The sequence below is a fragment of the Picosynechococcus sp. PCC 11901 genome (assembly GCF_005577135.1).
GTDB lineage: Bacteria > Cyanobacteriota > Cyanobacteriia > Cyanobacteriales > MRBY01 > MRBY01.
The window spans coordinates 1-25570 of record NZ_CP040357.1 but is presented as its reverse complement, the minus strand read 5'-3'; the positions used below and the strand labels follow the sequence as shown (position 1 = coordinate 25570).

Here is a 25570-nt window from a genome sequence, read left to right as displayed (position 1 = left end):
GCAGAATTTCAGACTATAGGGCATTAGTCACACCTTCTTAGGGTGCAATAGTATGAAAATTTTTCTGAAATGACTACATGGTAAAGGTTACAGGAGTTGCGTGGCACTTCGTTGCAGCTTCGCTACCTTTAGGCCTCATAGCAGGTTATTTCCAGCGGGCTTTGCAGTAATTAGCAATTTCTACTGGGTCGGTGAGTTTGCTGGTTTGGCGACCGCTACGGATAAAGAAGGTATTGGTTTTGTTGCCTGTCTTTTGGTCGAGGTAATTGAAGGTGACTTGGTGGGATGAGGGTTTGACTTTGATGCAGCAGATGGTTTTGCCCTTGAGGCTATGAAAGCTGAGGTTGATAAATGGGGAAATGTCTTTACCGAGTTCAGGGAAAATCAGGTTGTTCTCTAGGTACAAGCCATAGGCATCCTGTTTGTTGTCTTTATTTTTGATGCTTTTGTCTTGGTAGTCATAGTCTTCTAAGCCCAAGATATTGCCGTCATCTTCTACGCCGATGAGTAATGTGCCGCCGTCATGGGAGTTGAGGAATCCGGCTACTGCTTTGAGGATGTCGTGGCAACGGAATTTTTTATTACTAAAGTCCTCGGTCTTTATGTCATAGAAGGTGGTGGACTTGAATTCAAGGGTCTTGCTTTCGCCGGACATGATTAGGGCAACGATTTCGGGGTCGTCGGCAAGGTCTTTAAAGGCGGTGAGGGCGGCTTGTTTGGTTTCTTCGGCAACGATGGGAAGGTGCTGAGAATATGGGTAAATTCTGATTCTGTGAGTCCGTAGAGGTGGGCAATGATGCCATCAAGTTCGGCGCGGAGTTTGCCTCGTTCTGCTTCGTCGGTTACGCCGTTTTTATGGGAGCTTAAACCGACTTCTGCGGCGAGATCGTCAAATTCGGGGGTGGTACAAATCAGTTTCGCGGCTCTCTCTACTATCTCATCAAACCATTGATCGCCTTTTTGTAAGCGGGGAATTGTTAATTGGTAAACATAGAAAAAATTGATGTTTGCTGATACCCGTTGACGTAACATAAAATCAACGACAAAGCTATTCCATAAAGCGCAGAGCATTAACATTTCTGCATATTTAATTCTACGATTTCCATTTTCATCAAAGCTTAGAGCAACTTGGAAATTTTCAGAACAAAAATTATTTGCTGGAATAATTGTAGAAATCATTGTTCTAATATCAGTATTTCTAGCAATCTTACGAAAACCCAATCGATAATCTTGATAGTCCATTTTTTGACCAAGATCGGACTCGCGTTCTCCTAAAATTATTTGCCTGAATTCTTTTTCGTCTTCTTTTTTTAGCCAATTTTTGACCTGATCTAAAGCAAATTTATGGTCGAACTGATGTATGATTTTCCCCTCATAAATAGGGAATGATTCTTGAAAGAATTCTGATTGTAAAAGATAACTATATTTTTTATTTGTTGGATCTAATTCACGAGTAAGCTTTAAATTCCATTTCCCTTCGATTTGTTCACCGAGGAGAGGAAAACGAGTCATTTTTTCCGCAATTCCCACATCGATCGTCTGTTTAAACTCCATAATCGACAAAGAATCCGGCGACAAGCGACGAATTAGATCCACATCCAATTCAATATCATCCGAGTTCGGAAAATCCTGTAATTCCTTCACCTCATGGCGCATGAACCTTGTGGGAAAAGCTTGGGTTTTACCGCCCTTTTCAAAACTCAGCACCACAAATTTAAAACGACTATCAACCCCTTCAAAAATTGATTTTCGATTCTCAAAACAAAATAAACCCGTCACTTCAGTTTGAGAAAAGAGCATTTCCCGTAGTTGCTTTGTGCCCAAGTCCGTATAAACACCGCTAGGGATGACAATGCCACATTCTCCACTATCCCGCAGTAAATGAAAACACCGCTCTAGGAATAGCTTATAGAGATTAATATCCGTCCCCTGTTTACGACCATTCACCACAGAAATTTGATTACGATAATCTTCCGCCGAACGATAATAACTACTTACATAGGGAAATCGATTTTTATAAGCTAACCAAGCCGCTGCAATCTCTGGATTTTGCAAAAGCTTTTTCTGTTCCTTCTCAAAGGTTTTAATATCCATTTTATTTTTCGTCACCAAATTACTATGATGGGCGAAAAACTCCTTAGCTTGCGGCTTAAAAATTTCCCAAGGCGGATTCGCAATAATCGCATCAAACCCACCCCGTTCAAACACCTTATCGAAGTGATAACCCCAATGGAACGGCTCCAGCGCATCAATATCAGCAATTGTCACATCCCGTTTTTTTGTTTTCTTGGAATTAAGCTGAGCTTCCTCATACTTAATCCCCAGTTTCCAGCTAAATTCCTTCAACAAAAGCTGATTTAACTTCGCCTGAGATTCCGCATTGAGCTTATCGATATGATTCCGCAACGCCAACACACTCTGATCCTTTGACCGTTCATCCGCACTCCTCGACCTATCCGGCAGAAAAGCATGTTTCTTGTAGAGGTCAATACTCTTATTTTTATCCTCTAGGATTCGCTGATATTCCGAAGCCGCCAGCGCATTTAAAAGATTCCCTTGAACGGAAGATTCCCCCCCGCCCCCTTATCAAGGGAGAGTTAAGAGAATCAAACGCATTGCCATCCACCCGAATCAAACCAATGAGGGAATTGCCCGCCATGATATTAAAATCCACATTCGGCAGCGGTTCGAGGTCATCCACCTTCTCCACCGAAGACACCAGCGAGAGAAAGAGCCGCAACTTACAAATTTCCGTTGCCTCCTCCATGATGTCCACCCCATAGAGATTGTCCGTAATGATGCGCTTCTTGATGTAATAATCCAGCGAACTGTGGGCTTGCTGCATCTCCTCAAACCAAGCCTTTAGCTCCTCATCATGAGAGAACGTTACCTTCCCGATAATGGTCTGGTAAATCGGAATTAAAGTCTTCATCGCCGCCACCAGAAATGCCCCCGACCCACAAGCCGGATCCAGTAGCGTCAAGGTCGGCAAAATCTTTTCTAGGAGCAGATGACAAAGCTCATTATTTAGATTACTTTTTAACGCCTCAATATCCTTGAAATCCTTACCTGCTGCCTTATTGACCTTATCCACAATCACCTTATTGATCGTGCGATCGCAAAGATATTCCGTAATCTCCGGGCGGGTGTAATAAGCCCCAAACTCCTTCTGGTTAATATATTTCTCGAAGATATAGCCCAACACATCAGGGTTAATCTCGTTGCTGTCCTTCTCCGCATCCGGGCGGTCATCCAAGTGCCACGAGTAGGACGAAAATAGTTTTAGAACCTCCTCAAATGCCTGATCGCCAATGGAAATCTGAGCATACTTTTGCTCGATGGAATGGCGCAGGAATAGACCCCCATTGAGATAACAGATTTTCCCTAGCCGAGCCTTGATGTCACCCGCCCGATCATCCTCCGGTTTCGCAAATCCCTCAAAACATAAATCCGTCAAGAAACCATAAAAGGGTTCCCCCTGCGCCTGACAATCCTTGAGGTGATCGTCCAAATAATTGGGGTTCTCCTGATCCAGAAAATACCGCTTCTGGAGGAAATAGACGAACATTAAACGGTTCAACACCACCGACGCATACCAACGGCGATCGCCCTCATCCTCTATCCCCTCAATCTCCAGACAAAAATTCTGATGTAACCCCTCAAAATCTTGGAAAAACTGCTTGGTTACTTCCTCAATATTGAAACCCCTACCCACTTTTCCAACAGTCTGAACAAGGGTTGCTGAATCCTCTTCATCCAAGCTAAAAACCAACGGCTCCAGCTTCTGGATCATCCCCTCCGCCGACTGCTTTGTTTTATAGGGATGAAAAACAGGCTTACGCTTTTTACCCTGCTGCTTTACCCACATCCAGACCTGTTCCGTCTGTGCCTCATCGCTAAAAATCAACAAATGGGATTTCGACACCGTAGCCAATTGGGTATCCAGTTCCTTTTGAATTTTTCGCAGGGGAATCTTCTCGCAGATACACTGATAAACCGTAAAACCACGCTTCTGGGCAATGGCGATCGCTTCAAAATAAGCCTCATCCACCTCTAGGGGAACCGTCACCGCATCGACTGTATCCCAGCCCAACTCTTCAATAAAAAGGGATTCAAAATCAAAATTTTTGAGATATTTTTCAGTACGCTTGCGGTTTAGTTTCATCAGTAGTTCCCCTAGGGTGCAATCAAATCAAGATCAGGAAAATAGGTTTGGTAACGTTGGCGATCGCGGCTCAACAGCCGATAACCCACCGTCAGAGCATGTGCCCCAATATAAAAATCTGGCAACGGCGATCGCCCTTTGCCGCCATTGCGTCGGTACTGTAAAAAAGCCTTCCCAGCAATAAAAGCTGCATCATAAGGCAGTGGTTCTCTGGTGTAGTATTTGGGCGGTAGGAGTTGGTCAAGCTTCTGGGTAGACTCAATCCCAATGGATACTTCCGCATAAATCACAGGATTAATCACAAGCCGATAGATTTCAGGCCGATCAATAAAATGGGCAAGCTGTTGATGTGACCAAGCAAACCAAGCAGAATCATCCGAAAAGACATCAATTAAGACGTTACTATCTACCAAAATCTTAATCATCCTCACCCCTTGTCAACGCCATAATCTCATCGGTGGTCATATCAAATTTCATCTGTCCGCGAACTTGCTCGATATAGGCCATCCCCTCACTGAGCGTTGTGGCACGTTCTGTACGGTAACGATCCTGTAATGTCAGCAAGAAGCCCCGCACCTCATCTAAAGCGGTTTCTGGTAAAGCCTCCAGCATTTCGACAATTTCCATCTGTGTTGTTGTCATCATTTTTTCCTCAATGTAGTTAAGCAGTAATTTGACGATCCTAGCCCTGAAATAAGCCCATCGAACAAATGACCCTCGCCCCCTCGAATGTACCGTCCGCTGTCACCACACAGAGGGCATCATGCTCCATGAGGTAAGTCACTTTTTGGGCCAAATCTTCATCAGAAATTCCAGCCCTCAATTCTCGGTTCAAAGAGGCGATCGCATTTTGCTTCAGGGGATAGGTGTGAATCATCTCGATAGCTTGTTCCAACTGTTCCCAAGTCTGACCTTGAGCCAATAAGGGTGTTTTTTCTTGCACTTTTTGACAGTAAAACATCAGACGGTCGTAGACTCTTGCCCTGACTCCACGCCGACTCCCCATAACACCAGACACTTTTTTGGTTTGTTCTGTAATCAACTGGGACGCTCTTTGGACTAAATGATGATGCTGGGGGTGGCGTGCTTGAGCTGGAGTCTCAATGCTGCAGCGGGCCGTCCGCAGAATACGCATCTGGGATTGGGTCACACTGTTACCATACTTATCTACCCAGGCCAAAGCGTCTGTTCCCTCCGAGGTGCGCAAATAAAGCAAGACACCCTCTGGATCTAAAGTATTTGGTTCATGGCGACGGGTCGAGAACACCACATCCGGAAGTTCTGCAATTAATCGTTTTAATTTAGGGTTCGCATCGATTGCCGTTTGCCAAATCTGTAAAGCCTCAGAAGTTAAATCGACTTCCCCTTCATCGTCATCATCATCGAGGACACCCGATTTTTCATGGTAGAGATTGAGTAGCATTGACCGCTCTTCCTCATCCTCAAAGAAAGCTTCATCTGTACCGACCACTTCCTGATTTTCTTGGAGGCGATCACGCAACCGACCCCGCAGATTGATTAATTGTTCAACCCCCTCTGCTGGTAGGAAGGAATAACAAAAAATTTCATCCGCTTCCTGTCCAATCCGGTCTACACGACCTGCCCGCTGAATGAGCCGGATAATCGCCCAGGGCAAATCATAGTTGAGGATAATTCTGCTGTCCTGTAGGTTTTGGCCTTCACTCAGCACATCCGTGGCAATGAGAATCCGTAGCTGTTCCGCCGATGGAATATTCTTGCCATTACTTTTCGGGCTGAACCGTTGGGCCAACAGGGTTGGATTTTGCGTATTTCCCGTTGCGAGCCCAATATGAGTGATGCCCTTAGCCCCTAAAGTCTCTGCTAAATATCGGGCGGTATCTGCAAACTGCGTAAAAATTAGAATCTTTTCATCGGGGTGTTGCTGCGTTAACAACTCCGCGAGAGCCGTCAATTTTCCATCTTGATCCGGTTCCCAACGTCCTGCAATTTTGAGAATCTGCACCAAAGCTTGAGCATCCTGGGCTAAATCCTGGGCCAACTCTGGCTGAAATAAATTAGAACGAATCCACTTAAATCGACGGGGGTATTGGGTTTTGTAAAGCTCATAGATAATGGAAGCCCGTTGTTTCAGTTCCACACTCGGCGTAAAGGTATCCTCGTCAAAACTATCTTCGCTTGATTCCGTTGCTGTTTCCCAATCCTGTCCCAACAAAGAATCTTGATCTTCATCGGTAGTATCATCCAGCAATGCGGCATCCTGCGTCCCAATCGGAATCTCTAATTCATTGGCGATCGCATGGAGATAAACATAATTCCGCAGAATATGGCGCTCAATGGACTGGATAAATGCGGCTCCACTGCTTTCGAGGCGTTTAAACAGATTTGTCCGGCAGAAGCCCATTAACCGCTGGCCCGCATGGGAAAGATTCGCGAGGATTTTTCGCTCCGCTTCGGTGATGTCCAAATGCTCAAAGCCAGTTTCTAAACTCATCTGACCAGGGGATTTCGTCCGGGCTTTTTTGCGACTGCTAGGCGGTTGAATCACGTAATTACCTAGACCATATCGAGGTAAGCAAAGGCTATTGATGATGTCCACCACGCGATCGCCATACAACCGCGCATAGGGGTCTGAATCACCGACTGTATTGAATTTCACCGTACAGGGGCGACGGATAGGAAAATAAAATTTATCGCCATTAGGAAACTCCAGATAGGAACCGCGCTCATCTTGCTTGGCATAGGTGTTTTTGATAAATCCCCTCGTCCGTCGCACCATATAGCGACTCATGAGCTGCTGCCAATCTTCTGGCTCATCACTATGTTCAAATGCCATGAGCGATCGCACAGGGGCTTGGTGACGCCGCCGAAACTGCATTTCCCCCCCAAGCTCGCGAATATAAGCTTCTGGCTTAATCCCTAAATCAGCTTCTTCCCGCAAAAATAAGCGTAGTTGAGACGATAAATCTAAGTAGCCTTTGTTGTAGGGCGTTGCCGTAAGCATGATGCACCGTGCCCCACTCTGTTCCATATATTCTTTAATCGCCTGGTAACGTTTCCCCTCACGGTTACGGAGGTTATGGCTTTCGTCAATCAGTACCAAACGAAAACGGGCCGGAACCTCTGGTAAAACTTTCTCCACTTGGCTAATGGGAACTACTTTTCCACGTAGACCATACCGTTCCACGTAGCTCTGCCACATTGACTCTAGATTTTTAGGGCAGATAATTAGGGTGCTTGTCCCGTATTCCTCTTCGCATACATGGGCGATCGCCGTGCCCACTAAGGTTTTTCCTAAACCAACCACATCACCAATAATCACCCCATTGCGTTTATCGATATGCTGCATCGCCACCCGTACAGCCTGTTCCTGAAACTCCAATAAACCAAAATTCTTCGGGGCTTGATACCGACTTAAACCATCCCGCGCCTCCTGCGAGAGGTGATAAGCCATCTTGAGATAAATGTAAAAGGGCTTGAGCTGGCGACCAGCCCAACTTTCGTCAATGACCTCAATCAGGTCTTGGGAAATATCGAGAGAAAACTTATCTTCCCAGCGGTCTTGAAACCATTCCTCCAGCTTTTTTGTATCATCCCGATCAGTCACCTCAACATTCAGTTCACCCTGGCCACTCAAACCAGAAAAGGTAAGATTACTGCTGCCCACATAACCAATGCGTGGCGTGATTTTATCTTCGCGATAAATCAGATAAAGTTTGGCATGGAGGAGATGACGCAAGAACAAACGTACCTCTAACTTATTGGCCTGTAATTGTGCCTGTAGACGCTTTAGAGTTGCCTCATCTCTTGCAGTGGGAACACCATAGGTCAATTGCTCCCGAAACTGTTGGGCCATAATTTTCTTTAATTTATTGGCTGTTTCATTGGAGATACGTTCCTTACGACGTCCGATTGCAAATTTTTGCTTTAACTCATCATTAGGGAGCTTTTGCATGCCAATCAACAAGCGGCAATTTTGCCCTCCTATTACCCCGAACTGCTCTATTTCATCTTCGAGTTCATGCCAACCCCGCAGGTTGAAGTAACCCACGCAGAAATCAGAGCGGTAGCCTTCCTTCAGGCAGTGCTTAAGTTCTGGGAGTAATGGAAAGTCACAGTTATCGTAGATAGCCGACATTAATTAGACGTGGAATGGGAGCGATCGCCGACATATAAAATGTCACTTAAGACATAGTGTAATACGAATAAAACTTTAAACATTTAAACATTTATAAATTGCAATAAAGGTTAAAGTATAGGTGGCGATCGCCTTTGAGGAACACAGAATGCCTCCGAAAACACACTTCAACAAGAACAAACGACCTATTGGGAAAAGTGCTAGTCCTGATTTCACCAGAACAACTCTCTATCTCAGTAACGAGCTACATCACCAAATCAAACTTTACGCTGTCAGTCAAAAAGAAGATATGTCCGATTTGGTAGAGCGAGTAATGACTGATTACTTCACAAAGCAGAATTCATAAATAGACGGCGATTACATACATCATCCAAGATTCTTAATAATTTCAAAATTTCAATGAAAGCACAAGCAACACAGTTACTAAAATTTCTGCAAACCTCACTGCAATTAAATATCCCCATCTATCAACGTACTTATTCATGGGAAATCAAAGAATGTCAACAGTTGTGGGATGACATTATTAGAGCAGGAAAAAGTGACAAAATAGAAGTACACTTTATAGGTTCAGTTGTTTATATAATGTCGAATGAAAGTGCAACTTCTCCCCTATTGATCATTGATGGTCAACAACGACTGACAACTATTTCTATTTTATTAGAAGCTTTAGCAAGAGAATTGGAAAATTATTCCGAAGAAAAAATACCAAAGGGATTTTCTTCTTCTCAAATTCGTGGCAAATATCTCACGAATCCTTATCCTGATGATCCTTCTGAAAAATATAAGCTAATATTAACTCAAACAGATAAAGATACATGGCTATCGTTGCTGAAGAATCAGGATTTTCCACATAACAAATCTCTTAAAATTTCCACTAACTTTGATTTTTTTACTCAAAAGATTAGGGGAATTAATAATAATCTTTACCAGTTGTGCAAGGGTCTGAAAAAATTAATGGTTGTTGACATTGCCTTAGACCGAAAATCTGATAATCCTCAACTCATATTTGAAAGCATGAACTCAACAGGGCGAGAGTTGAGCCAAGCTGATTTAATACGTAATTTTATCCTTATGGGACTCGAACCGGAACAGCAAACGAGTCTCTATGAAAATTATTGGCGTAGAATGGAGTTGGAATTTGGTCAAGAAGCTTATAGTAGCTACTTTGACAGCTTCATGCGATATTATTTAACAGTAAAGTTAGGCGAATTGCCTAAGAAAACGGATGTGTATGTCACATTCAAAAAACTTATAAATTCAAAGATTATAGATTCCAATATCATAAATAAAACCGTCGAAGATTTATATCGATTCTCAAAATATTATTGTGCCATTGCTCTTGGGAGAGAAACAGACAAAGACTTGAAAAATGCTTTCAGAGATTTAAGAGAATTAAAAGTCGATGTATGTTACCCACTACTCCTCGAATTGTACGCTGATTATCAGAATAAAATTCTTTCTAAAAATGAATTGCTAGAAGCTACGAGGCTCATTGAAAGTTATGTTTTTCGTAGAGCTATTTGTTCAATTCCCACAAACTCATTGAATAAAACATTTGCCAATTTTCATAAATTCCTCAAAAAAGACAGGTATATAGAAAGCATTAAAGCTCGATTTTTGACCCTTCCCTCTTACAGAAGATTTCCTAGTGATGAAGAGTTTAAGAGAGAACTAGCAATTCGTGACTTATATAACTTTCGTAACCGTTCATATTGGCTTCGTCGCTTAGAAAATCATAACAAAAAATCGTCAGTCATTGTCGATGAATATACAATTGAACATATCATGCCACAGAATAAAAAATTATCTGATGAGTGGCAGAAAGCTCTTGGCGAAAATTGGCAAGCAATTCAAGCGAAATGGTTACATACATTAGGAAACCTAACACTTACAGCTTATAACTCAGAATATAGTGATCGTCCATTTCCAGAAAAAAGAGAATTAACAATAGAAGTTGATGGTGGAACAGCAAAAGAAATTGGATTTAAATATAGTCCTTTATCACTAAATCAGGGATTAGGTCAAATTAAAGAATGGACTGAAGAAGAAATTATCAAAAGAGCTGAAACACTATCCAATAAAGCACTTGTAGTTTGGTCTTCTCCTAAACTTGGTCAGGATATTTTAGATGTTTATCAACAAAAGGATCAGAGTAATGACAATTATTCCATTGATGATCATCCGCACTTACTTTCCGGTAATATTAAAAAACTATTTCAAGAATTCAGAAATCAAGTTTTAGCTCTCGACCCTTGCATTGCAGAAGAGTTTTTAAAGCTTTATGTGGCTTATAAAGCAGAAACTAACTTTGTTGATGTCGTACCTCAAGCCAAACGATTAAGATTATCCCTTAATATGAAATTTCCTGAAATCAGTGATCCTAAAGGCTTATGCAAAGATGTAACTAATTTAGGTCGTTGGGGAAATGGTGATGTCGAAGTTGGTTTAGAAAATTTAGAGCAACTTCCCTATGTCATTGGTCTAGTACGGCAATCTTTTGAAAAGCAAATGAGTAGCAGTGATGATGAAATCTAATAACGTTCCACAAAGCATATTTCTCGGCGATCGCCCCTCTGAAAAACTTATGGGGCAATGATCCCCGGCGATAGAATTAATTTAAGAGTAGACAAAAAATAGCCCAGGCTTACGATAATTTGCAGCTATTTTTCCTAAAAGCCATGTATAGCAGTAGTTTCAGCGATTTCAGGAAGCTTACGATAATTCGGGTTAAAGCACTCTCACCAAATTTCATCCACACAATCAGACTTCGTTTATTTACAAGTAAAAACAGTGGTAAGGGCCAACTCAATCAAGTAGTTATCTTCTCTCTTTAAAAAAAATTAGGTCACACGAAAGAAGAATCAGGTAATCATCATGCCAGCTTAACACGGCGCAACAGCACAGCATTAACCGCCACAATTACAGTAGAAAGACTCATCAGTAAGGCTCCCACTGCAGGGGAGAGCACAATTCCCCATTTCGATAATATCCCGGCTGCTAAGGGGATTGCGACAATATTGTACCCTGTGGCCCAAAATAAATTTTGCAGCATCTTGCTGTAGGTCTTTTTGGCTAGCACTAGAGCTTTCACCGCATCCAAAGGATCATCTTCCACTAATACCAAGTCAGCAGATTCGATTGCCACATTAGTACCTGCTCCAATCGCCAGCCCCATGTTGGCTTCCAGGAGTGCTGCTGCATCATTGATTCCATCTCCGACAAACGCAGTGGGGGCATCTTTTTTGAGGTCTTTAATACGCTTAACCTTGTCTTCTGGTAATACACGAGCATAATAGCGATCAATGCCTAAATCCTCAGCGACGGCCCGAGCTACAGCCTCTGCATCACCCGTGATCATCACTGTCTGAATATTCATCTGATGGAGACGCTCAATAGTGGTACGAGCACGTTTCCTAACTTGGTCAGCCATGGAGATTACGGCAATAACACGATCATCCGCCATCAAGACAACAGCACTTTCACCACGATCATCAGCTCTATCTAGCGCTTGTTGTAACGAATCAGGAAAAGATAAGTTTCTCTCTGTTACCCACTCAGGACGCCCTACATAATAGGCTTGACCCTCAATGATGCCTTGCACTCCCCGTCCAGTAATCGTTTGAAAATCTTGCATCTGGGGGAGTTGCAACTGATCATCTTTGGCTGCACCAACAATGGCCTTCGCTAGAGGGTGCTCGGATGGATTTTCTAAGGCGGCAGCGATCGCCAATGCCTGATCATCTTCCATGCCATCCGCGGTAACCGCTTGCACCCCAAATTGGCCTTGGGTCAATGTTCCTGTCTTATCAAAAGCGACAATTTTAATATCTTTTGCTCGTTCTAAAGAGTCTCGATTGCGGACTAAAATGCCATTGCGGGCAGCCAACCCCGTGGAATTGGCGATCACCAAAGGGATCGCTAACCCTAGGGCATGGGGACAAGTAATCACTAGGACTGTGACCGCTCGATTGATAGAAAAAATGAGATCAGTGAGACTGAGCCAGACAATAAACGTGAGGGTACCAGAGGCGATCGCGATGATGGTCAGCCAGTAGGCAACTTGATCGGCTAATACTTGGTAGCGGCTTCGGGACGATTGAGCTTCTTCCACCAATCGCATAATTTGACTGATGGCAGTATCTTCTCCAATCCGCGTCACTTTCACTTGCACAGAGCCATCTGTATTCACAGAGCCCGCCACAACTTCATCACCAACTTCTTTATGAACAGGCTTTGATTCCCCCGTTAAAAATGACTCGTTAATACTGGTGTGCCCCTCAATCACTTCCCCATCATTGGGAATTTGTTCTCCTGGACGAATCAGAATCACATCTCCGGTCTGAATTTCATCTACAGGCACATCCTCAATTTGCCCATCCTGCATACGGTGAGCTTCATTAGGTACTAAAGTAGAGAGTTCTTCCAGGGCTTTACTGGCTCCCTGTACCGAAGCCATTTCGATCCAGTGGCCTAGCAGCATAATGTCAATTAATGTTGCCAGTTCCCAGTAAAAAGGCATGCCCTCTAAACCTAGGGAGACAGCCACACTGTAGATAAAAGCCACGGTGATCGCCAGAGCAATCAGCGTCATCATGCCAATCTTACTTTTAAATTCATGCCATGCTCCCTGGAGGAAAGGCCAACCACCATAGAAATAGAGGGCAATCCCCAAAATCGGACTAATCCACCCAGAGCCAGGAAAGGTGATCGCTTCATAGTTCAGCCAGCCTTGAAGCTGTGGGGAAAAATATAAGATTGGTAGCGTCAAAATTAGTGAGACAAAAAAACGCTGTTTAAACATCCCTGGACTGTGGTGTCCATGGCCGCTGTGGCCACCATGGTGCCCATGTTTACTGCCTTTATGATGATTCTGATGCTTGGAATGGTGATCCTGAGAATGGGAATGATTCATTACAATTTTCGAGATAATTCTGCATTGTTTTGCGTTGTCTTACCTTTTCTTTAGGGGAAAGATTAAAGCTGACGTGAGTTCGGGATAAGGGAAGAGGGGTAGAGTAGTCTGGAAGTGTCCAAACTAAACCAATCTACTCACCCCATGTCTAGTCTAGAAGAACTTTTCTGTAATGTGGATGACTTCTGTCAAATCTTTGAGCCTCTCTGGCATCAAGAGTTAATTCAAGGCGGTACAGTGACTCGACTTCGCTCCCGTCGTTTATGCCTCAGCGAAATTCTGACAATCTTGATCTCCTTTCATCGCGAATCCTACCGTAATTTCAAACATTTCTACGAAAAGTATGTTTGTCAACATTGGCGAGAAGCCTTTCCACACCTCGTCAGCTATCAGCGTTTTATCGAGTGGATACCTTCGACGATTGTGCCTTTATGTGTGTATTTAAAGCATTGTTTCGGGAGCTGCACAGGTATCAGTTTCATTGATGCGACAAGCCTAAAAGTCTGTCACAGTAGGCGTATTCACAGTCACAAGGTCTTTGATGGTCTTGTGGCTCTCGGCAAAACTTCCGTGGGTTGGTTCTATGGTTTTAAGCTTCATTTAGTGGTCAATGAACTGGGAGAGTTGCTCAATGTTCAAATCACCGCAGGTAATGTAGATGACAGAAAACCCGTAGAGGAGTTAGTGCAGCAATTATTTGGCAAAGTCTTTGCAGACAGAGGCTACGTTTCTCAACCGTTAACGGAGAAGTTACGGGAAACCTATGGGATTGAGTTTTTTGCGAAGCCAAAACGCAACATGAAGAACAGATTAATGCGTTTGACAGATAAATTATTATCGAGAAAGCGCTTCATTATTGAGACAGTGATTGACCAGTTAAAGAATATTTCACAAATTGAGCATTCCCGCCATCGTAGTCCGGTGAATTGCTTTGTGAATATACTTTGTGGCTTAATCGCCTACTGCCATCAGCCGAAAAAGCCCTCGCTACAGTTAGACTGGGCATTACAGCCTTCGGCTTAACCCGAACTCACGTTAAAGCTGACTATTGGATCTATGATCATAGTATGCCTTTTAGGCCATTACAGGTCTCTCTTTAGGAGTCTTAAATTAAAAAGAGGTTTGACCATGGATACCAAAGTTTTAGCTTTTATTGCAGCTGGATTTGCTGGCGGTGTTCTTGTTTCTTTACTTGTTGGAGTTCTATTGATGGGGGGAATGATCGGGCGTGGCGGTATAATGCGAGGCTGGAGCTGGGAATGTACCAGCATTAACATCCCCCCAGTGATTTTAGCGGCAGCATCTTAATGTGATTCAAATAGATTATTAAGTAAACACTTATTCATATCAAAATCTATTAATCGTTGCTGCTACTGAGACCATAGAGAGTGGCCGGAACTGCGATAGTCATCGCAAATAGGAGTTCTCCTAAACCATCTGGGATTTGGGTATTTGGTGGGGGACTCTTTTGATTTTGCTCACCCACTTTATGATTTTTAGTGATATTTTGATGTACTTCTTGTCGTTCAAAAACATCATCTTTTTTAAGCACTGACTTAGAAGATTTTGGCTTCTTGATATGATATTTTTGCTTATGAGAATAAGCCGAATGAGGAATTGCCAGTGTAGCTAATAACATTAATAATGCTGTTCTCATATTAATCATTTAGTTCTTTCCAATTCATTAGTGAACGATTTATCGTTTTTTTAGAATAAAAGTCTTATTCCTCCCACAGCCGCCCAAGTTTCCACGTCTTCACTCTCTGCTCGACTGTAGTCCGCAGATCCAAAAAATTTGCGTGACCAGTCTATTCCCACATAAGGAGCAACATTGCGACTAATTTCGTAGCGGAGACGGGCACTCAGGCCAATATCATTCAAACCAGAACCGACGCCGAATTCCTCCACGGATTGAGCCGCAAGATTCACTTCTAGTTCTGGTTGCAGAATTAGTCGTTGGGTGAGCAGTAATTGTCGTTCTAGACTAAAACGGGCAGAAATATCCCCAGCTTCACTGATAAATAGTGCAGCATCGGTTTCTAGTTTGTAGGGCAGCAAACCCTGAAGGCCAATCACGCCTAAAAAACGATCTTTGCTGCCATTTTCTTCCCATTCGGAGTCATAACGAAGTCCCGTTTGCAGTTCCCAAAATGGTGCGATTAGTTTGGAATAGAGCACTTGGGTTTCCTGTTCGCCGTCGCCTGTCTCCGTACCAATTTCACCTTCAGATTTAAGCCATAGCCGCTGGTAATCACCGCCACGCCAGCCGTTAACTTCCCAATTCACACTGTTTTCCCCTGATTGGTTACGGTATTCCAATTGTTCAAAGAGCAAGAGTCCATAGGTTTCATCGCCGTGATACTTCGGTTCTACGCCGGGGAGGGGGGTAAATCTTGGGGGGATATCTGAATGATCAGCGCCATGGTTATGTTGGGCGATCGCCGTTTCTGGTAATGGACCGTGTTCAGCGGCGGCTGGGTTCATGGGCAGCAGTCCTAAACTGAAGGCGATCGCCCCTAGGGTTTTGTTTAAAAGATAATGCTTCACGACTGTTCTCCCAGGGGACGTTCTACAACTGTGACGGTGCGCATCATACCTGCTTCCATGTGATAGAGCAGATGGCAATGGAAAGCCCAGTTTCCTGTCACATCCACATTGACTTCAACGGAACATTTTTCGGCAGGTTTGACATTGAGGACATGTTTGCGAGGTTTATAAGCCCCTGCACCATTGTCAATTTCCATCCACATGCCATGGAGATGGATCGGGTGCTCCATCATGGTGTCATTAACAAAAGTTAGGCGTAACCGTTCGCCATAGTAGAACTGCAAAATGGGTGATTCAGAATATTTTTTGCCGTCAAAAGACCACATATATCGTTCCATGTTGCCCGTCAGATGTAGCTCTAACTCTCGCTCGGGCGATCGCCGATCAGATCCTGGTTCTAAACTACGTAGATCTGTATAGACCAAGACTTTATGGTCGGGGATACTTTCTAAACCGATTCCCGGCTCATGGAGACGATTTTTCACCATCATCGGTACACCTGCATTACCGACCCCATGGTGATCTGGGCCATGGGGCACCGCCTCACCTAAATCAGGCCCCCATGATCCATCTGGTGCATACCATGTCCAGAATGACCCATCGCTGGGGCTGTATCCATGTTGTGCATATCGTGGCTGGAGTGATCCATCGCTGATGACGGACTCATCTCAGGCATATTGTGCCCAGAATGGGAATGATCCTCATTGGGCATGGCATTCATCTCATGCCCAGAATGCTCCATTTGATAGTTCTTATGGTCAGTGGGTTTGGCTTGCTGTTTCGAGCCGTGTCCCCCATGGTCACCGTGGGAACCGTGATCCATGCCCATATCTTCCATTGTGCGGAGGGGACGAGTTCTCAGGGAGGGATCGCCGCAACCAGGCCCATTTGAGGCGATAAAGTTCCCCTAGCATAGCCGCTACGATCCATTGTTTCTGCAAAAATGCTGTAGGGTTTGCTTTCCTCTGGCTCGACGATCACATCATAGGTTTCTGCCACCGCAATCCGAAATTCATCAACGGGTACAGGTTGAACGTTTTGACCATCCGCCTGCACAACAGTCATTTTTAGCCCCGGAATTCGCACGTCGAAATAGGTCATGGCAGAGGCATTGATAAATCGCAGACGGACTTTTTCTCCCCGTTTAAACAATGCTGTCCAGTTATTCGCTGGCGCCATGCCATTCATCAGATAGGTATAGGTTGCCCCAGTGACATCAGCAATATCAGTAGGATCCATGCGCATCTTTGCCCAGTCAGTATCTTCGCCAAAATGGGCGATCGTGCGTTGTTGGTAGTTATAAAAAGTGCTGACTTTCTTCAGATTACTCAGAACTTGATGGGGATCTTCTTCTGTCCAGTCCGAGAGCATCACGACGTAATCGCGGTCATAGCTAAAGGGTTCGGGTTTCAGTGGGTCGATGATTAAGGCACCAAAATGTCCCTGTTGTTCTTGTAAGCCACTGTGGCTGTGGTACCAGTAGGTGCCGTTTTGGTTGACGGGAAATTCGTAGCTGAAGGTGGTTTTGGGCTTGATGCCGTTGAAGCTAATGCCCGGTACGCCGTCCATGGTGGCAGGCAGGATTAACCCATGCCAATGGATCGATGTTTCGCTGTCGAGTTCGTTGCTCACATTAATCTTGGCGATTTGTCCTTCTTTGAGGCGAATCACCGGGCCGGGGACTGTGCCGTTGACGGTGATGGCATTACTTTGGCGATCGCCGATTTTGATTTGCTCCTGAAAGACTCTGAGATCAATCTGATCTGGATAGCGATCTATCGGCAGGAGTTCCCCTAACATCGGTGAAGCAACCCCCGTGGCACGGGCTGATCGGTGGAGTAGGGGATGTAAACCGACGCTAACGCCAAATCCCGTTGCTAATTTTAATAGTTGTCGCCGACTGATAGCTGTATATCGTTCCTTCATCACAGATTTTGTTATCCGTAGGGGTTGATCGTGGTCAATTTTTAATAATTATTTCTTTGATTTACTGAGATTAAACAGTTAAATTGTTTTTCTTTTTTGGATCATTTTCAAAAATTTCAAAAGCCACAGGACAAAACCTGTCACGACCATGAAAAGCAGGCCAAAAGCATTTAAGAATGGATAAATAAAATCAAGATTGACATTGCCGAATGTGCCTCGATGCAAGTCCAGCAGCCAAATGTACTGATCAACTTTGTCGGTTAGGACAGCAACTTGAAAGAGGGAACCTGTAATCAGAGTCAGGAGGAAAGGCAGGAGAATAATAGGCACAAGAGCATAGTGAATATAGCGAATATAAGACTGATTAAAAAAACGCATGGTCTTGGGCTAGATCTCTTAAATACCAGGGGAACAACGGGGCTATTGGGGCTTGGGTAGGGGCGAATAACCCCCACCTGATTTAGCCCGAACTAATGAATTGGGTTATCCGTTGTTTGTGGGAGGAGTTTTACGGCGACCATGTTGATGGCCAGCATGGGCGACGAGATCAGTATTGTTCAGACTGCTAGTCGGTTCTGCCATGGTTTTATGGGAACAGTCAGAATTTGCTTCTGGAGAATGCTCCATATGTTCAGAATGGTTCATGCCTTCCATGTGTTCTGCGTGATTCATTTCTTCCATGGACTCCATCTGCTCAGCATGGTGCATATTTTCCATGTGCTCGCTATGGTCCATGGTTTCCATAGTCCCCATGGGTTCAGCATGGTGCATATTGCCATGGGTCGACTGGGCGATCGCCGCTGGTGTGATTGTGGGGAGAACAGCCAGGGAAGTTAAGAGAGCAAAGATATATTGACGCATGAAATCTCGATTAAATTTGTGATGATGGTCTTGATGGTAGTGGGCAAAAATGAAATGGCAATGAAATTTTGTAGAAACGAGGGCAATGAGAATTTTATTGGTAGAAGATGAGCCAGATTTAGGGGCAATTATTGAGCGCACCCTGACGCGGGAAAAATATATTGTGGATTGGGCGAGGGATGGCGAGGCGGCATGGGATTATCTGCAAAGTCCTTGGGCGCAATATACGGTATTGGTGGTAGATTGGCTCCTGCCGAAGTTGTCGGGGTTAGCGCTCTGTCAGCGGTTGCGGGAGACAAACTATACATTGCCGGTGTTGATGTTGACGGCAAAGGATCGAGTAGAAGATCGCGTGCAGGGTCTGGATGCTGGGGCGGATGATTATTTAGTAAAGCCTTTTAGTAATGCGGAATTGTTGGCGCGACTGAGGGCCTTACAACGGCGATCGCCCCACCTCCAATCACGGCGCTTAACTTTGGGGCCCCTCACCTTGGACTATGACAGTTTCACGATTAGGGCGGACAACGGTGCAACAGTTACACTGACAGCAAAAGAATTTCAGTTGTTAGAATTTTTGATGCAACATCCCCAACAAATTTTGAGCCGAGATCAAATTTTGTACCACGTGTGGTCAATGGATGCTGACCTAAAAAGCAATGTGGTGTCGGCGCAGATGCGTTTGCTGCGGCGTAAATTGATAGCCTGTGGGGCGGAAGATTTGATTGAAACGGTACATGGCTTGGGCTATCGCTTGGCTCCGGGAAAGGCGGTCAATGAATCGTAACCCGGCTTTTTTACGGACTAGACAACGACTAGCGGGGTTGTACGCTGGGACGATGGGGCTGATTTTATTAGTCTTTGGGCTGGGGTTCTATCGGGCGATCGCCCATGACCAGTGGCAATCTCTGAACCGGAAATTAGTAACCATTGCCGGAACTCTCCATGACGGCATTGAACCTGCTTTAGCAGAGGTGGGCCAAGTAGAACCCGTGGTAGAACATTTTTTACCAGGTGTGGTGTGTGTAGCGGATAAGTCATGTGAAACAGCAATTGCTGGTGAGCAACGCCACATTGTGGGGATGGTGCAGCAAGAAAATTATTATGTGCGTTTCATTGATCAGACAGGCAAACTGTTGGCAACTGTGGGTCAGGTGCCAGATTACGAACAAAATGCTTATTCTCCCTCGTCAGAACAACCCCAAACTCGCATAGACACTGACGGAATTGCCTACCGCGAAATTACACTATTCCTTAAAACCAATGATCAGCAACCCTGGGGTTATATCCAAGTGGGGCGATCGCTCACAGAATATGAAACGGTTCTCCACCACCTGCGCTGGCAGTTAATGCTGGGGCTACCCACTGTTATGGTTTTAGTCCTCGCCGCCAGTTGGTGGCTATCTAATTTAGCGATGGCTCCGGCCTACCGCGGCTATCTACAGATTCAACAATTTACCGCCGACGCCGCCCATGAACTCCGCACGCCGCTGACGGTGATTCGTTCGACCATTGACTTTATCCTTGGGGAACCACAACTGACGGAGGTAGACAGTCGTCAAACTTTAAAAATTATTGAGCGTCAAAATAATCGTCTTGCCCACTTGGTGCAGGATTTATTGCTGTTGTCGCGCCTAGATTTGGAACCGATACCCCTCCAGCAACCCTGCTCCTTGGCGACCATCGCCACAGACTTGATCGAAGAATTCTCAGCAATGGCGATCGCCGCCCACCTCACCCTCCTCGCTGAGATCCCTCCAAATGACCCCTTTGAAATCCTTGGCAACGAAGAGCAGTTATATCGACTCCTCGCCAATTTGATTGCCAATGCTATTCAGTACACCCCGTTGGCGGCATAATCACCCTTACCCTCAGACGCCAAAGCCGAGAAATTTTAGTAGAGGTCGCCGATACAGGTGTTGGTATTCCCCTTGCAGACCAGAAATATATTTTTGATCGTTTCTATCGGTGCATGCAGACCGTGCCATCCATACCGGAGGTACAGGTTTAGGGCTGGCCATTGCCCAGGCGATCGCCCGCGCTCACCAAGGCAATATCCACCTCATCAGTCGCCCTAACCAAGGTAGTACATTTACTCTTCACTTACCTTTACCTCGCAGGAAAACCATTCTAGAAAATCACAATACTTAGTTGGGCCTAAGCTATCTACTGTCCTTTGCGAGGGTATCCGTCAAACACCACAGGCGATCGCCAACCGAATGGGAAGATTACCAAAGCGACTCATCGTAACCCAAGCACCTCATCGGCTACCCCAAAAAGACAATGTCACATTCTCGTCACACCTATTTACGATCAGATACCTGCGTTAAGGGAACCATTTCAATCAAAGGACAAATATCTTCCGGCTGTGAATGAATCTGATCACTGCTCCAACGGTCGCGATAAGCCTCTAACTCAGTTTTAAAAAGGATCATTTCTTGAATTTTTACCTCAAGCTGCTGAATCTTTTCTTGCAATAGGTGCTGAACAAAATCACAAGGTAGATCACCACGGCGATGTACCGTCAAAATTTCTCGAATATCTCCAGGGATAAACCGAGGGATTGGGCTTTTTTAATGAATCGCACCTGCTGCACAATGTTTGGTGAGTAGTAACGGTAGCCATTATCACCCCGCTCCGAATTGATCAGTCCTTGATCTTCGTAATAGCGTAATGCTCCTACAGCTACTTTTGTTTGTTTCGCCACATCGCCTATTTTTAAGCCAGTAATAACCGCCATAGAAAATTCCTTTTATTTTCTTCCATCTTAAACCTTGCACCTAACTAGAGAGTAAAGCAAAAAGATTTTTTCAAAAAAAGCCATTGATCCTCTTGACTCTACAGCTCACTACAGGGTTTAGGGTTGATGCATGGAACTAACAACTACCTTTTCTATTGAAGGAGACAAACCCATGTCTACAATCACAAAAACTATGACAAGCCCTCACGGCAACGTAAGTATTGAGCCAAAAGCCGTCAGACTATATCGTATGTCAACTTCTGAACATGAATGTCCTTGGGGATTGAGGGCAATTAATCTTCTTAACGAACATGGCATTGATTTTGAAGATGTACGCTTAACTTCACCAGAAGAAGTTGCTGCTTTTAAAACAAAGCATGATGTACCTACAACGCCACAAATCTTTTTTGGTGACTATCGCATTGGTGGGTATAGCGATTTAGCTGATTATTTTGATATTGAACCTGAAAAACCAGATTATTCCTATACACCTGTGGCGGCTTTATTCTCCACTGCTGGTTTGATTGCTGCGGCGACATCGATCGGTGTTTCTGGTTTTATGGGTGTTTCTTTATCGATGTTGGCTTCCTTGAAGTTGATGGATATTAATTCCTTTTCGGAAAGCTTTGCGAAATACGATCTCGTGACTCAAAAGTTTAAACCCTATGGCAAGGTCTATCCTTTTGCGGAATTGTTGATCGGTCTGGGCTTTCTTTCGGGAATCGCTCCTTTAGCAACCGGTATCAGCTCTTTGGCAATTGGTATGAGTGGTGCGGTATCGGTTTTCAAGGCAGTTTATATTGATAAAATTGCGTTGAATTGTGCTTGCATTGGTGGGAATTCTAAAGCACCCCTAGGAATTGTGAGCTTTGCGGAGAATGCCATCATGGCGCTCATGGGAGCGACTCTCATTTTCTCGACCGTAAGTACTCGTCCAGTGGAAACACAATCGACTCTCTTCTTTCGAGAAGCGGCGATCGCCCAGGTTGAAGCAATGAAAAATAAGTAGACTGCCTCACAATAGTGCACGAGTCGCTTCTATTTTGATGAAATCCTTCTTCCAGAAGCGACTTTCTCCCGACGAGAAACCTTTTAATCATGAAGATTTAAGTATCTCAGGAGTATAGGGATATAAATCTAGTTTTTGTAGTGTTTTTAGCGCAGTAAAAATCATAAATTAAAGGCATCAACCCACTCAGAGCCAGCATAATTGTCGAACCACAGAGCAATTTTCCTGATGGTTTTGACGTTGTAGGCACGAATTAAACCCTCGATGACAGTTCTTGACCCATGGCAAAGCTCAATGGGTGCTTTTTGAGTTCTTTCTATGAGTGGAGGTAGTGGATCTGGCTCAGGTTCAAGATTACTACAACCAATATCCTGTAGTGAATTTAACGGCTGCACACACCCCGATTATTATTATTTTCAAAAGGTGTGTGCAGACTATAAATCTCCTGTATCCACGGGGTTTCAGAGTTCATCTGTAACTCACCATACCGCTCAATATTTCGGGGTAATCGAGCGACTAAATCCGCTTTGGTGAGAGCTAAGTTATCTCCATCAAGACAATAGACTCGTATCCGGCGATTGTTCATCGTAATTTGCTTTGACTCAGTCCGTAAGCCAAAAATTCTGAGGAGTGCTCCAAAGTAGGCTGATGGGGTGGCATTTTTCCCGCAGGTCAGCCTAACTCCCATCAAAGCTAGTTCATCACGCTGACTCGCCAGAATCTGCGCGGCTTCTCTAACGATGGGGTGATTGGCATGCCACTCCTGGCCTGATAAAACGTGGTCAAGGATTTTGCCAATGCCGATATTTTCGAGGGTTTGAACCCTGAGGCTATGGTGGGAAATATCTTGCTGACAGACTCCACCCTTTTGTTTGTGGATGCTGGCTTGGTCGAGGGCCTGGGCAATTTGAGGGAAAGCTTGCATTTCTAGCTTTTCTAATTCCTTTCGCCGCCGCCCCTTCCGGTCTTTAAGGACATCATCAGCAGTGACTGTTTCGGGTTCAGATACACGCCAATCAGCCAGGTCAAATTTATAGAGCGATCGCCGTTCCACTTCTGTCAGTTCATCTTCCCTGTCTCGGTATTGTTTAGCCTGTTCTAGGGTGAGGTTATTGGCTTGGGCTGTGAGGGTTGCATCATGCTTTTTAAACTCGCTACGGATAGCAGCGACCCGGCTATGATGTCTTTGACCTCATCCGCTGGAAGCTGACACAGTTCATAGTTGACGGTCTTTGTATCCCGTTCTAGTCGAGCCAGCAGGTCTGCCCGAAGGTGAGCCAGTGACCAATTCTTTTCCGCCTGGTAGTGGAAGTAGGGATCACCTGGATCAATCCAGCGCCACTCATCATCAAGACGACTTGCTTTTGCTTTAGCCAGTCGAGCTTTAAAACAAGCGTCTGGGGTGAGCTGATTATATTGATGGTTGGTTTCCTCTACCCAAATATAGCGAGGAACATTAAGGCGATAGCGGTCGAGAAACTGCATCAAATCAGCCGCAGTGAGGTTATCAGCCCAGCCATAGAGCAGTACCGCATCAAAAGCATCGGCAGTGATGGAAAAACCAGTACCAAGGATCGGGGAAACGGCGAATAGTCCCGGGCGGTTTTGTCGTAACCATTGGTTAGGATTACTCAGAAAATCTTTGTACCCATGGGCATTGTCAGCATGGATAGCCATGGCACCGCAGGCATGGGCGAGAAGTTTTGCATCAGATTTACGGCTACAGAGAACCAAGACTCGCTGGCCTTCATCCTGTAACTGGTAGAACTTCTGCACCATTGGGCTTCATGTTCAAAGACTGTATCAATTCGTTGTTTTTTGACATGTTCGACCTTAACGACAAAAGGCTTGCGGCCTGTATGTTTCTCAAAGAGTTTCACCTCAAAATCAGTGAGGTCAGCACTGACGCCGAGGGTCTCCTTAGCGCGGATAGTATCTTGCCAAAAATTTTGGATATTGGTTTGCCGTTGACCATCCCTGCCATGGGTGGCGGACATCAACAGGTTTTTAAGCTGTTGGTCAAACTCATCAATAAAGCAACCCGCACCCCGGTCTAGAAGATTATTGATCGGGCGGGTTAGGCTAAGGCGAGATTCAGAACAGTAGGCGAGGTGGTCGGTGAACTGGCCATGGCCATCAAACAATTGACCATTGTGAATAGTCAGATCAGTCCGGTAGGTAAAGCCCAATTTACCACCGCCATCAATAGCCAGAGCTTTTCGGTGGAATGGAGCAATGCCTCGGAGCCAAGCGTTAACATAGCGTCCCGCAAATTCCGTTTTGCCAAGACCTCGTGCTGCTTGGAGGAATACATCCCGAGACTGGTTGGTTAAGTCTCGCAGGGAAATATCACCCGCTTGAGGGCTTCAAATTGTTCCTGGGAAAGTACCAAGTCAGCGGTGAGCTGGTCACTGGTTGCTAGTCTTTCCTTGGCTTTTCTTCGAGTTTTCTCAAAGGCAAAGGGTTTAAGCCAATCCCAGGGCGATCTCCTCCTGTAGCGGCCAAAGTATTCATCACAGTCTTTTTTAGCCTTATCCGCCACTGTCCCAATCGGCGAACTTGATGACGGGGATGGCTTTCACCAGTTTGCCGTAGCCTGTATAGAGGTTTTTCTTCTTCAGATTCTGGCTATCAGCATCAGGAAGGAGGGTAAAACGCCGAACTTTGTCATAGACCCTAACAATCGCTGGACAGACTGCTCCCAAAAATACCGCCTGCTGCACCCACCAGAATCACCTGGGGATTATGCCGCCATTCGAGGAAGGCTCGGATTAGGGATTTGAGTGCTCCCTCGCAGAACTTCACCTCGTAGGGTTGGCTTGGGTTGAACTGGGGCGATCGCCAAACGAATAAGGGATTTTCACCTGTTTCCTTGAGGTGGTTACGTCCGGCAAAAATGGCCCAGTCATATTTCCGTTGAGTACGGTCGTCTAAAGCTCGCTGGGCACCGCAGAACATTCTGGTGATGGAATCTAGCGCTGTGATGCCATAACCACCCTGACAGGCAAAGAGCAGTGCTTAGAAAGGGCAAAGTCAATCTCAGCTTGGGTTAGTCCCCGCTGTAATAAATCAGCATTCTGAGTCGGGGTGAGTTGGGCCTTATAACCCAGAATTTTCTGATGGCGTTTTGGGATGGTAGGAAGACTAGCTAGTCGTTGTGCTTCTTTCGCCTGATGTTCTACCCTTAGACGTTGGAGTTCTGCTCTATGCTTATCTGCGTTAAAGCCTGGGCCTTGGTCGGGGAGTAAAGACCCAGAGGCCCTGGGAGGAATCGAGACCGTGGTAATGCCAGCCGG

At 45.0% G+C, this 25570-nt stretch carries 23 protein-coding genes and 3 pseudogenes; 8 read left to right on the top strand and 18 right to left on the bottom strand.

The features are described 5' to 3' along the window. Positions 1-145: 145 nt before the first annotated feature. The 4 genes and pseudogenes from FEK30_RS17270 to FEK30_RS00535 form a co-directional block, all read right to left on the bottom strand. Positions 146-4165: pseudogene (locus FEK30_RS17270) on the bottom strand (Eco57I restriction-modification methylase domain-containing protein). An 11-nt stretch (positions 4166-4176) separates the two neighbouring features. Then, complete coding sequence (locus FEK30_RS00545; RefSeq protein WP_138071120.1) at positions 4177-4590, bottom strand: type II toxin-antitoxin system VapC family toxin; 414 nt, start codon at positions 4588-4590, stop codon at positions 4177-4179. Further along, on the bottom strand, positions 4583-4810 hold the full coding sequence (locus FEK30_RS00540) for a hypothetical protein (RefSeq protein WP_138071118.1): 228 nt from the start codon (positions 4808-4810) through the stop codon (positions 4583-4585). The genes FEK30_RS00545 and FEK30_RS00540 overlap by 8 nt, the downstream gene beginning before the upstream one ends. A gap of 37 nt (positions 4811-4847) precedes the next feature. Next, on the bottom strand, positions 4848-8282 hold the full coding sequence (locus tag FEK30_RS00535) for a helicase-related protein (protein WP_138071116.1): 3435 nt from the start codon (positions 8280-8282) through the stop codon (positions 4848-4850). Between the two features lie 399 nt (positions 8283-8681). Here FEK30_RS00535 and FEK30_RS00530 point away from each other — a divergent pair, with 399 nt between their 5' ends. After that, positions 8682-10817, top strand: a complete 2136-nt coding sequence (locus FEK30_RS00530; RefSeq protein ID WP_138071113.1) for a GmrSD restriction endonuclease domain-containing protein — start codon at positions 8682-8684, stop codon at positions 10815-10817. Between the two features lie 337 nt (positions 10818-11154). Here the strand turns inward: FEK30_RS00530 and FEK30_RS00525 are convergent, their stop codons facing one another. Further along, the gene (locus tag FEK30_RS00525) at positions 11155-13194 is read right to left on the bottom strand and encodes a copper-translocating P-type ATPase (RefSeq protein ID WP_138071111.1); all 2040 of its coding nucleotides are present in this window, start codon (positions 13192-13194) and stop codon (positions 11155-11157) included. Positions 13195-13338: 144 nt separating this feature from the next. On the opposite strand from FEK30_RS00525, the gene FEK30_RS00520 reads away from it, so the two are divergent. Together FEK30_RS00520 and FEK30_RS00515 are read left to right on the top strand one after the other, a co-directional pair. Continuing rightward, complete coding sequence (locus FEK30_RS00520; protein WP_138071026.1) at positions 13339-14217, top strand: IS982 family transposase; 879 nt, start codon at positions 13339-13341, stop codon at positions 14215-14217. A 105-nt stretch (positions 14218-14322) separates the two neighbouring features. Further along, positions 14323-14502: a hypothetical protein gene (locus FEK30_RS00515; protein WP_138071109.1), complete on the top strand. Its 180-nt coding sequence runs from the start codon at positions 14323-14325 to the stop codon at positions 14500-14502. A gap of 49 nt (positions 14503-14551) precedes the next feature. Here the strand turns inward: FEK30_RS00515 and FEK30_RS00510 are convergent, their stop codons facing one another. The 5 genes and pseudogenes from FEK30_RS00510 to FEK30_RS00485 all read right to left on the bottom strand — a co-directional run bounded on the left by FEK30_RS00510 (position 14552) and on the right by FEK30_RS00485 (position 18528). Continuing rightward, entirely contained in the window at positions 14552-14851 is a 300-nt protein-coding gene (locus FEK30_RS00510; RefSeq protein ID WP_138071107.1) for a hypothetical protein, read from the bottom strand. Positions 14852-14901: 50 nt separating this feature from the next. Next, the gene (locus FEK30_RS00505) at positions 14902-15741 is read right to left on the bottom strand and encodes a copper resistance protein B (RefSeq protein WP_138071105.1); all 840 of its coding nucleotides are present in this window, start codon (positions 15739-15741) and stop codon (positions 14902-14904) included. Continuing rightward, a pseudogene (locus tag FEK30_RS17195) lies at positions 15738-17667 on the bottom strand (copper resistance system multicopper oxidase). The gene FEK30_RS00505 and the pseudogene FEK30_RS17195 overlap by 4 nt, the downstream one beginning before the upstream one ends. A gap of 78 nt (positions 17668-17745) precedes the next feature. Further along, a complete protein-coding gene (locus FEK30_RS00490; RefSeq protein WP_062436890.1) occupies positions 17746-18045 on the bottom strand; it encodes a hypothetical protein in 300 nt (99 codons plus the stop codon). Positions 18046-18150: 105 nt separating this feature from the next. Then, on the bottom strand, positions 18151-18528 hold the full coding sequence (locus tag FEK30_RS00485; protein WP_138071101.1) for a hypothetical protein: 378 nt from the start codon (positions 18526-18528) through the stop codon (positions 18151-18153). Positions 18529-18613: 85 nt separating this feature from the next. On the opposite strand from FEK30_RS00485, the gene rppA reads away from it, so the two are divergent. The 4 genes from rppA to FEK30_RS16885 are packed head-to-tail and all read left to right on the top strand — an operon-like array spanning position 18614 to position 20676. Then, positions 18614-19312 (top strand): two-component system response regulator RppA, encoded by a 699-nt coding sequence (gene rppA, locus FEK30_RS00480; RefSeq protein WP_138071099.1) that lies wholly within the window; start codon positions 18614-18616, stop codon positions 19310-19312. Then, the gene (gene rppB / locus FEK30_RS00475) at positions 19302-20384 is read left to right on the top strand and encodes a two-component system sensor histidine kinase RppB (protein ID WP_220094714.1); all 1083 of its coding nucleotides are present in this window, start codon (positions 19302-19304) and stop codon (positions 20382-20384) included. Before rppA ends, rppB begins: the two co-directional genes overlap by 11 nt. Then, positions 20324-20536: an ATP-binding protein gene (locus FEK30_RS17265; RefSeq protein ID WP_397428996.1), complete on the top strand. Its 213-nt coding sequence runs from the start codon at positions 20324-20326 to the stop codon at positions 20534-20536. Before rppB ends, FEK30_RS17265 begins: the two co-directional genes overlap by 61 nt. Then, positions 20494-20676 (top strand): ATP-binding protein, encoded by a 183-nt coding sequence (locus FEK30_RS16885; protein WP_220094713.1) that lies wholly within the window; start codon positions 20494-20496, stop codon positions 20674-20676. The genes FEK30_RS17265 and FEK30_RS16885 overlap by 43 nt, the downstream gene beginning before the upstream one ends. Before the next feature lie 152 nt (positions 20677-20828). On the opposite strand, the pseudogene FEK30_RS00470 reads toward FEK30_RS16885, so the two are convergent. Beyond that, positions 20829-21265, bottom strand: a pseudogene (locus FEK30_RS00470) (heavy metal-responsive transcriptional regulator). 193 nt (positions 21266-21458) lie between these two features. On the opposite strand from FEK30_RS00470, the gene FEK30_RS00465 reads away from it, so the two are divergent. Next, positions 21459-22274 (top strand): MauE/DoxX family redox-associated membrane protein, encoded by an 816-nt coding sequence (locus FEK30_RS00465; RefSeq protein ID WP_138071165.1) that lies wholly within the window; start codon positions 21459-21461, stop codon positions 22272-22274. Between the two features lie 382 nt (positions 22275-22656). Here FEK30_RS00465 and FEK30_RS00460 read toward each other — a convergent pair whose 3' ends face one another. From FEK30_RS00460 to FEK30_RS16605, 7 genes are all read right to left on the bottom strand, one after another. Further along, a complete protein-coding gene (locus tag FEK30_RS00460) occupies positions 22657-23328 on the bottom strand; it encodes a hypothetical protein (protein ID WP_138071097.1) in 672 nt (223 codons plus the stop codon). Positions 23329-23372: 44 nt separating this feature from the next. Then, positions 23373-23951, bottom strand: a complete 579-nt coding sequence (locus FEK30_RS00455; protein WP_138071095.1) for a hypothetical protein — start codon at positions 23949-23951, stop codon at positions 23373-23375. After that, a complete protein-coding gene (locus FEK30_RS00450) occupies positions 23906-24463 on the bottom strand; it encodes a hypothetical protein (RefSeq protein ID WP_138071093.1) in 558 nt (185 codons plus the stop codon). Before FEK30_RS00450 ends, FEK30_RS00455 begins: the two co-directional genes overlap by 46 nt. Then, positions 24436-24588 carry a hypothetical protein gene (locus tag FEK30_RS16610; protein WP_168191084.1) on the bottom strand — a complete coding sequence of 51 codons (153 nt, stop codon included), beginning with the start codon at positions 24586-24588 and terminating at the stop codon, positions 24436-24438. Before FEK30_RS16610 ends, FEK30_RS00450 begins: the two co-directional genes overlap by 28 nt. A 15-nt stretch (positions 24589-24603) precedes the next feature. After that, entirely contained in the window at positions 24604-24816 is a 213-nt protein-coding gene (locus FEK30_RS00445) for a hypothetical protein (protein ID WP_138071091.1), read from the bottom strand. A 134-nt stretch (positions 24817-24950) separates the two neighbouring features. After that, positions 24951-25232 carry a hypothetical protein gene (locus tag FEK30_RS00440; protein ID WP_138071089.1) on the bottom strand — a complete coding sequence of 94 codons (282 nt, stop codon included), beginning with the start codon at positions 25230-25232 and terminating at the stop codon, positions 24951-24953. A 14-nt stretch (positions 25233-25246) separates the two neighbouring features. Continuing rightward, positions 25247-25570 (bottom strand): hypothetical protein (locus tag FEK30_RS16605; RefSeq protein WP_168191083.1); only part of this gene is annotated, 324 nt, incomplete at its 5' end.

Excerpts from the sequence above, each read along its gene's own strand:
- FEK30_RS00510 (WP_138071107.1), bottom strand. The coding sequence starts at position 14,851 with ATGAGAACAGCATTATTAATGTTATTAGCTACACTGGCAATTCCTCAT.
- FEK30_RS00490 (WP_062436890.1), bottom strand. The coding sequence starts at position 18,045 with ATGCGTTTTTTTAATCAGTCTTATATTCGCTATATTCACTATGCTCTT.
- FEK30_RS00520 (WP_138071026.1), top strand. The coding sequence starts at position 13,339 with ATGTCTAGTCTAGAAGAACTTTTCTGTAATGTGGATGACTTCTGTCAA.
- FEK30_RS00455 (WP_138071095.1), bottom strand. The coding sequence starts at position 23,951 with ATGGCTATCCATGCTGACAATGCCCATGGGTACAAAGATTTTCTGAGT.
- FEK30_RS16610 (WP_168191084.1), bottom strand. The coding sequence starts at position 24,588 with ATGTATTCCTCCAAGCAGCACGAGGTCTTGGCAAAACGGAATTTGCGG.
- FEK30_RS00465 (WP_138071165.1), top strand. The coding sequence starts at position 21,459 with ATGACAAGCCCTCACGGCAACGTAAGTATTGAGCCAAAAGCCGTCAGA.
- FEK30_RS00485 (WP_138071101.1), bottom strand. The coding sequence starts at position 18,528 with ATGCGTCAATATATCTTTGCTCTCTTAACTTCCCTGGCTGTTCTCCCC.
- FEK30_RS00440 (WP_138071089.1), bottom strand. The coding sequence starts at position 25,232 with ATGTTCTGCGGTGCCCAGCGAGCTTTAGACGACCGTACTCAACGGAAA.
- FEK30_RS00545 (WP_138071120.1), bottom strand. The coding sequence starts at position 4,590 with ATGATTAAGATTTTGGTAGATAGTAACGTCTTAATTGATGTCTTTTCG.
- rppA (WP_138071099.1), top strand. The coding sequence starts at position 18,614 with ATGAGAATTTTATTGGTAGAAGATGAGCCAGATTTAGGGGCAATTATT.
- FEK30_RS00540 (WP_138071118.1), bottom strand. The coding sequence starts at position 4,810 with ATGATGACAACAACACAGATGGAAATTGTCGAAATGCTGGAGGCTTTA.
- rppB (WP_220094714.1), top strand. The coding sequence starts at position 19,302 with ATGAATCGTAACCCGGCTTTTTTACGGACTAGACAACGACTAGCGGGG.
- FEK30_RS00530 (WP_138071113.1), top strand. The coding sequence starts at position 8,682 with ATGAAAGCACAAGCAACACAGTTACTAAAATTTCTGCAAACCTCACTG.
- FEK30_RS00525 (WP_138071111.1), bottom strand. The coding sequence starts at position 13,194 with ATGAATCATTCCCATTCTCAGGATCACCATTCCAAGCATCAGAATCAT.
- FEK30_RS00515 (WP_138071109.1), top strand. The coding sequence starts at position 14,323 with ATGGATACCAAAGTTTTAGCTTTTATTGCAGCTGGATTTGCTGGCGGT.
- FEK30_RS00535 (WP_138071116.1), bottom strand. The coding sequence starts at position 8,282 with ATGTCGGCTATCTACGATAACTGTGACTTTCCATTACTCCCAGAACTT.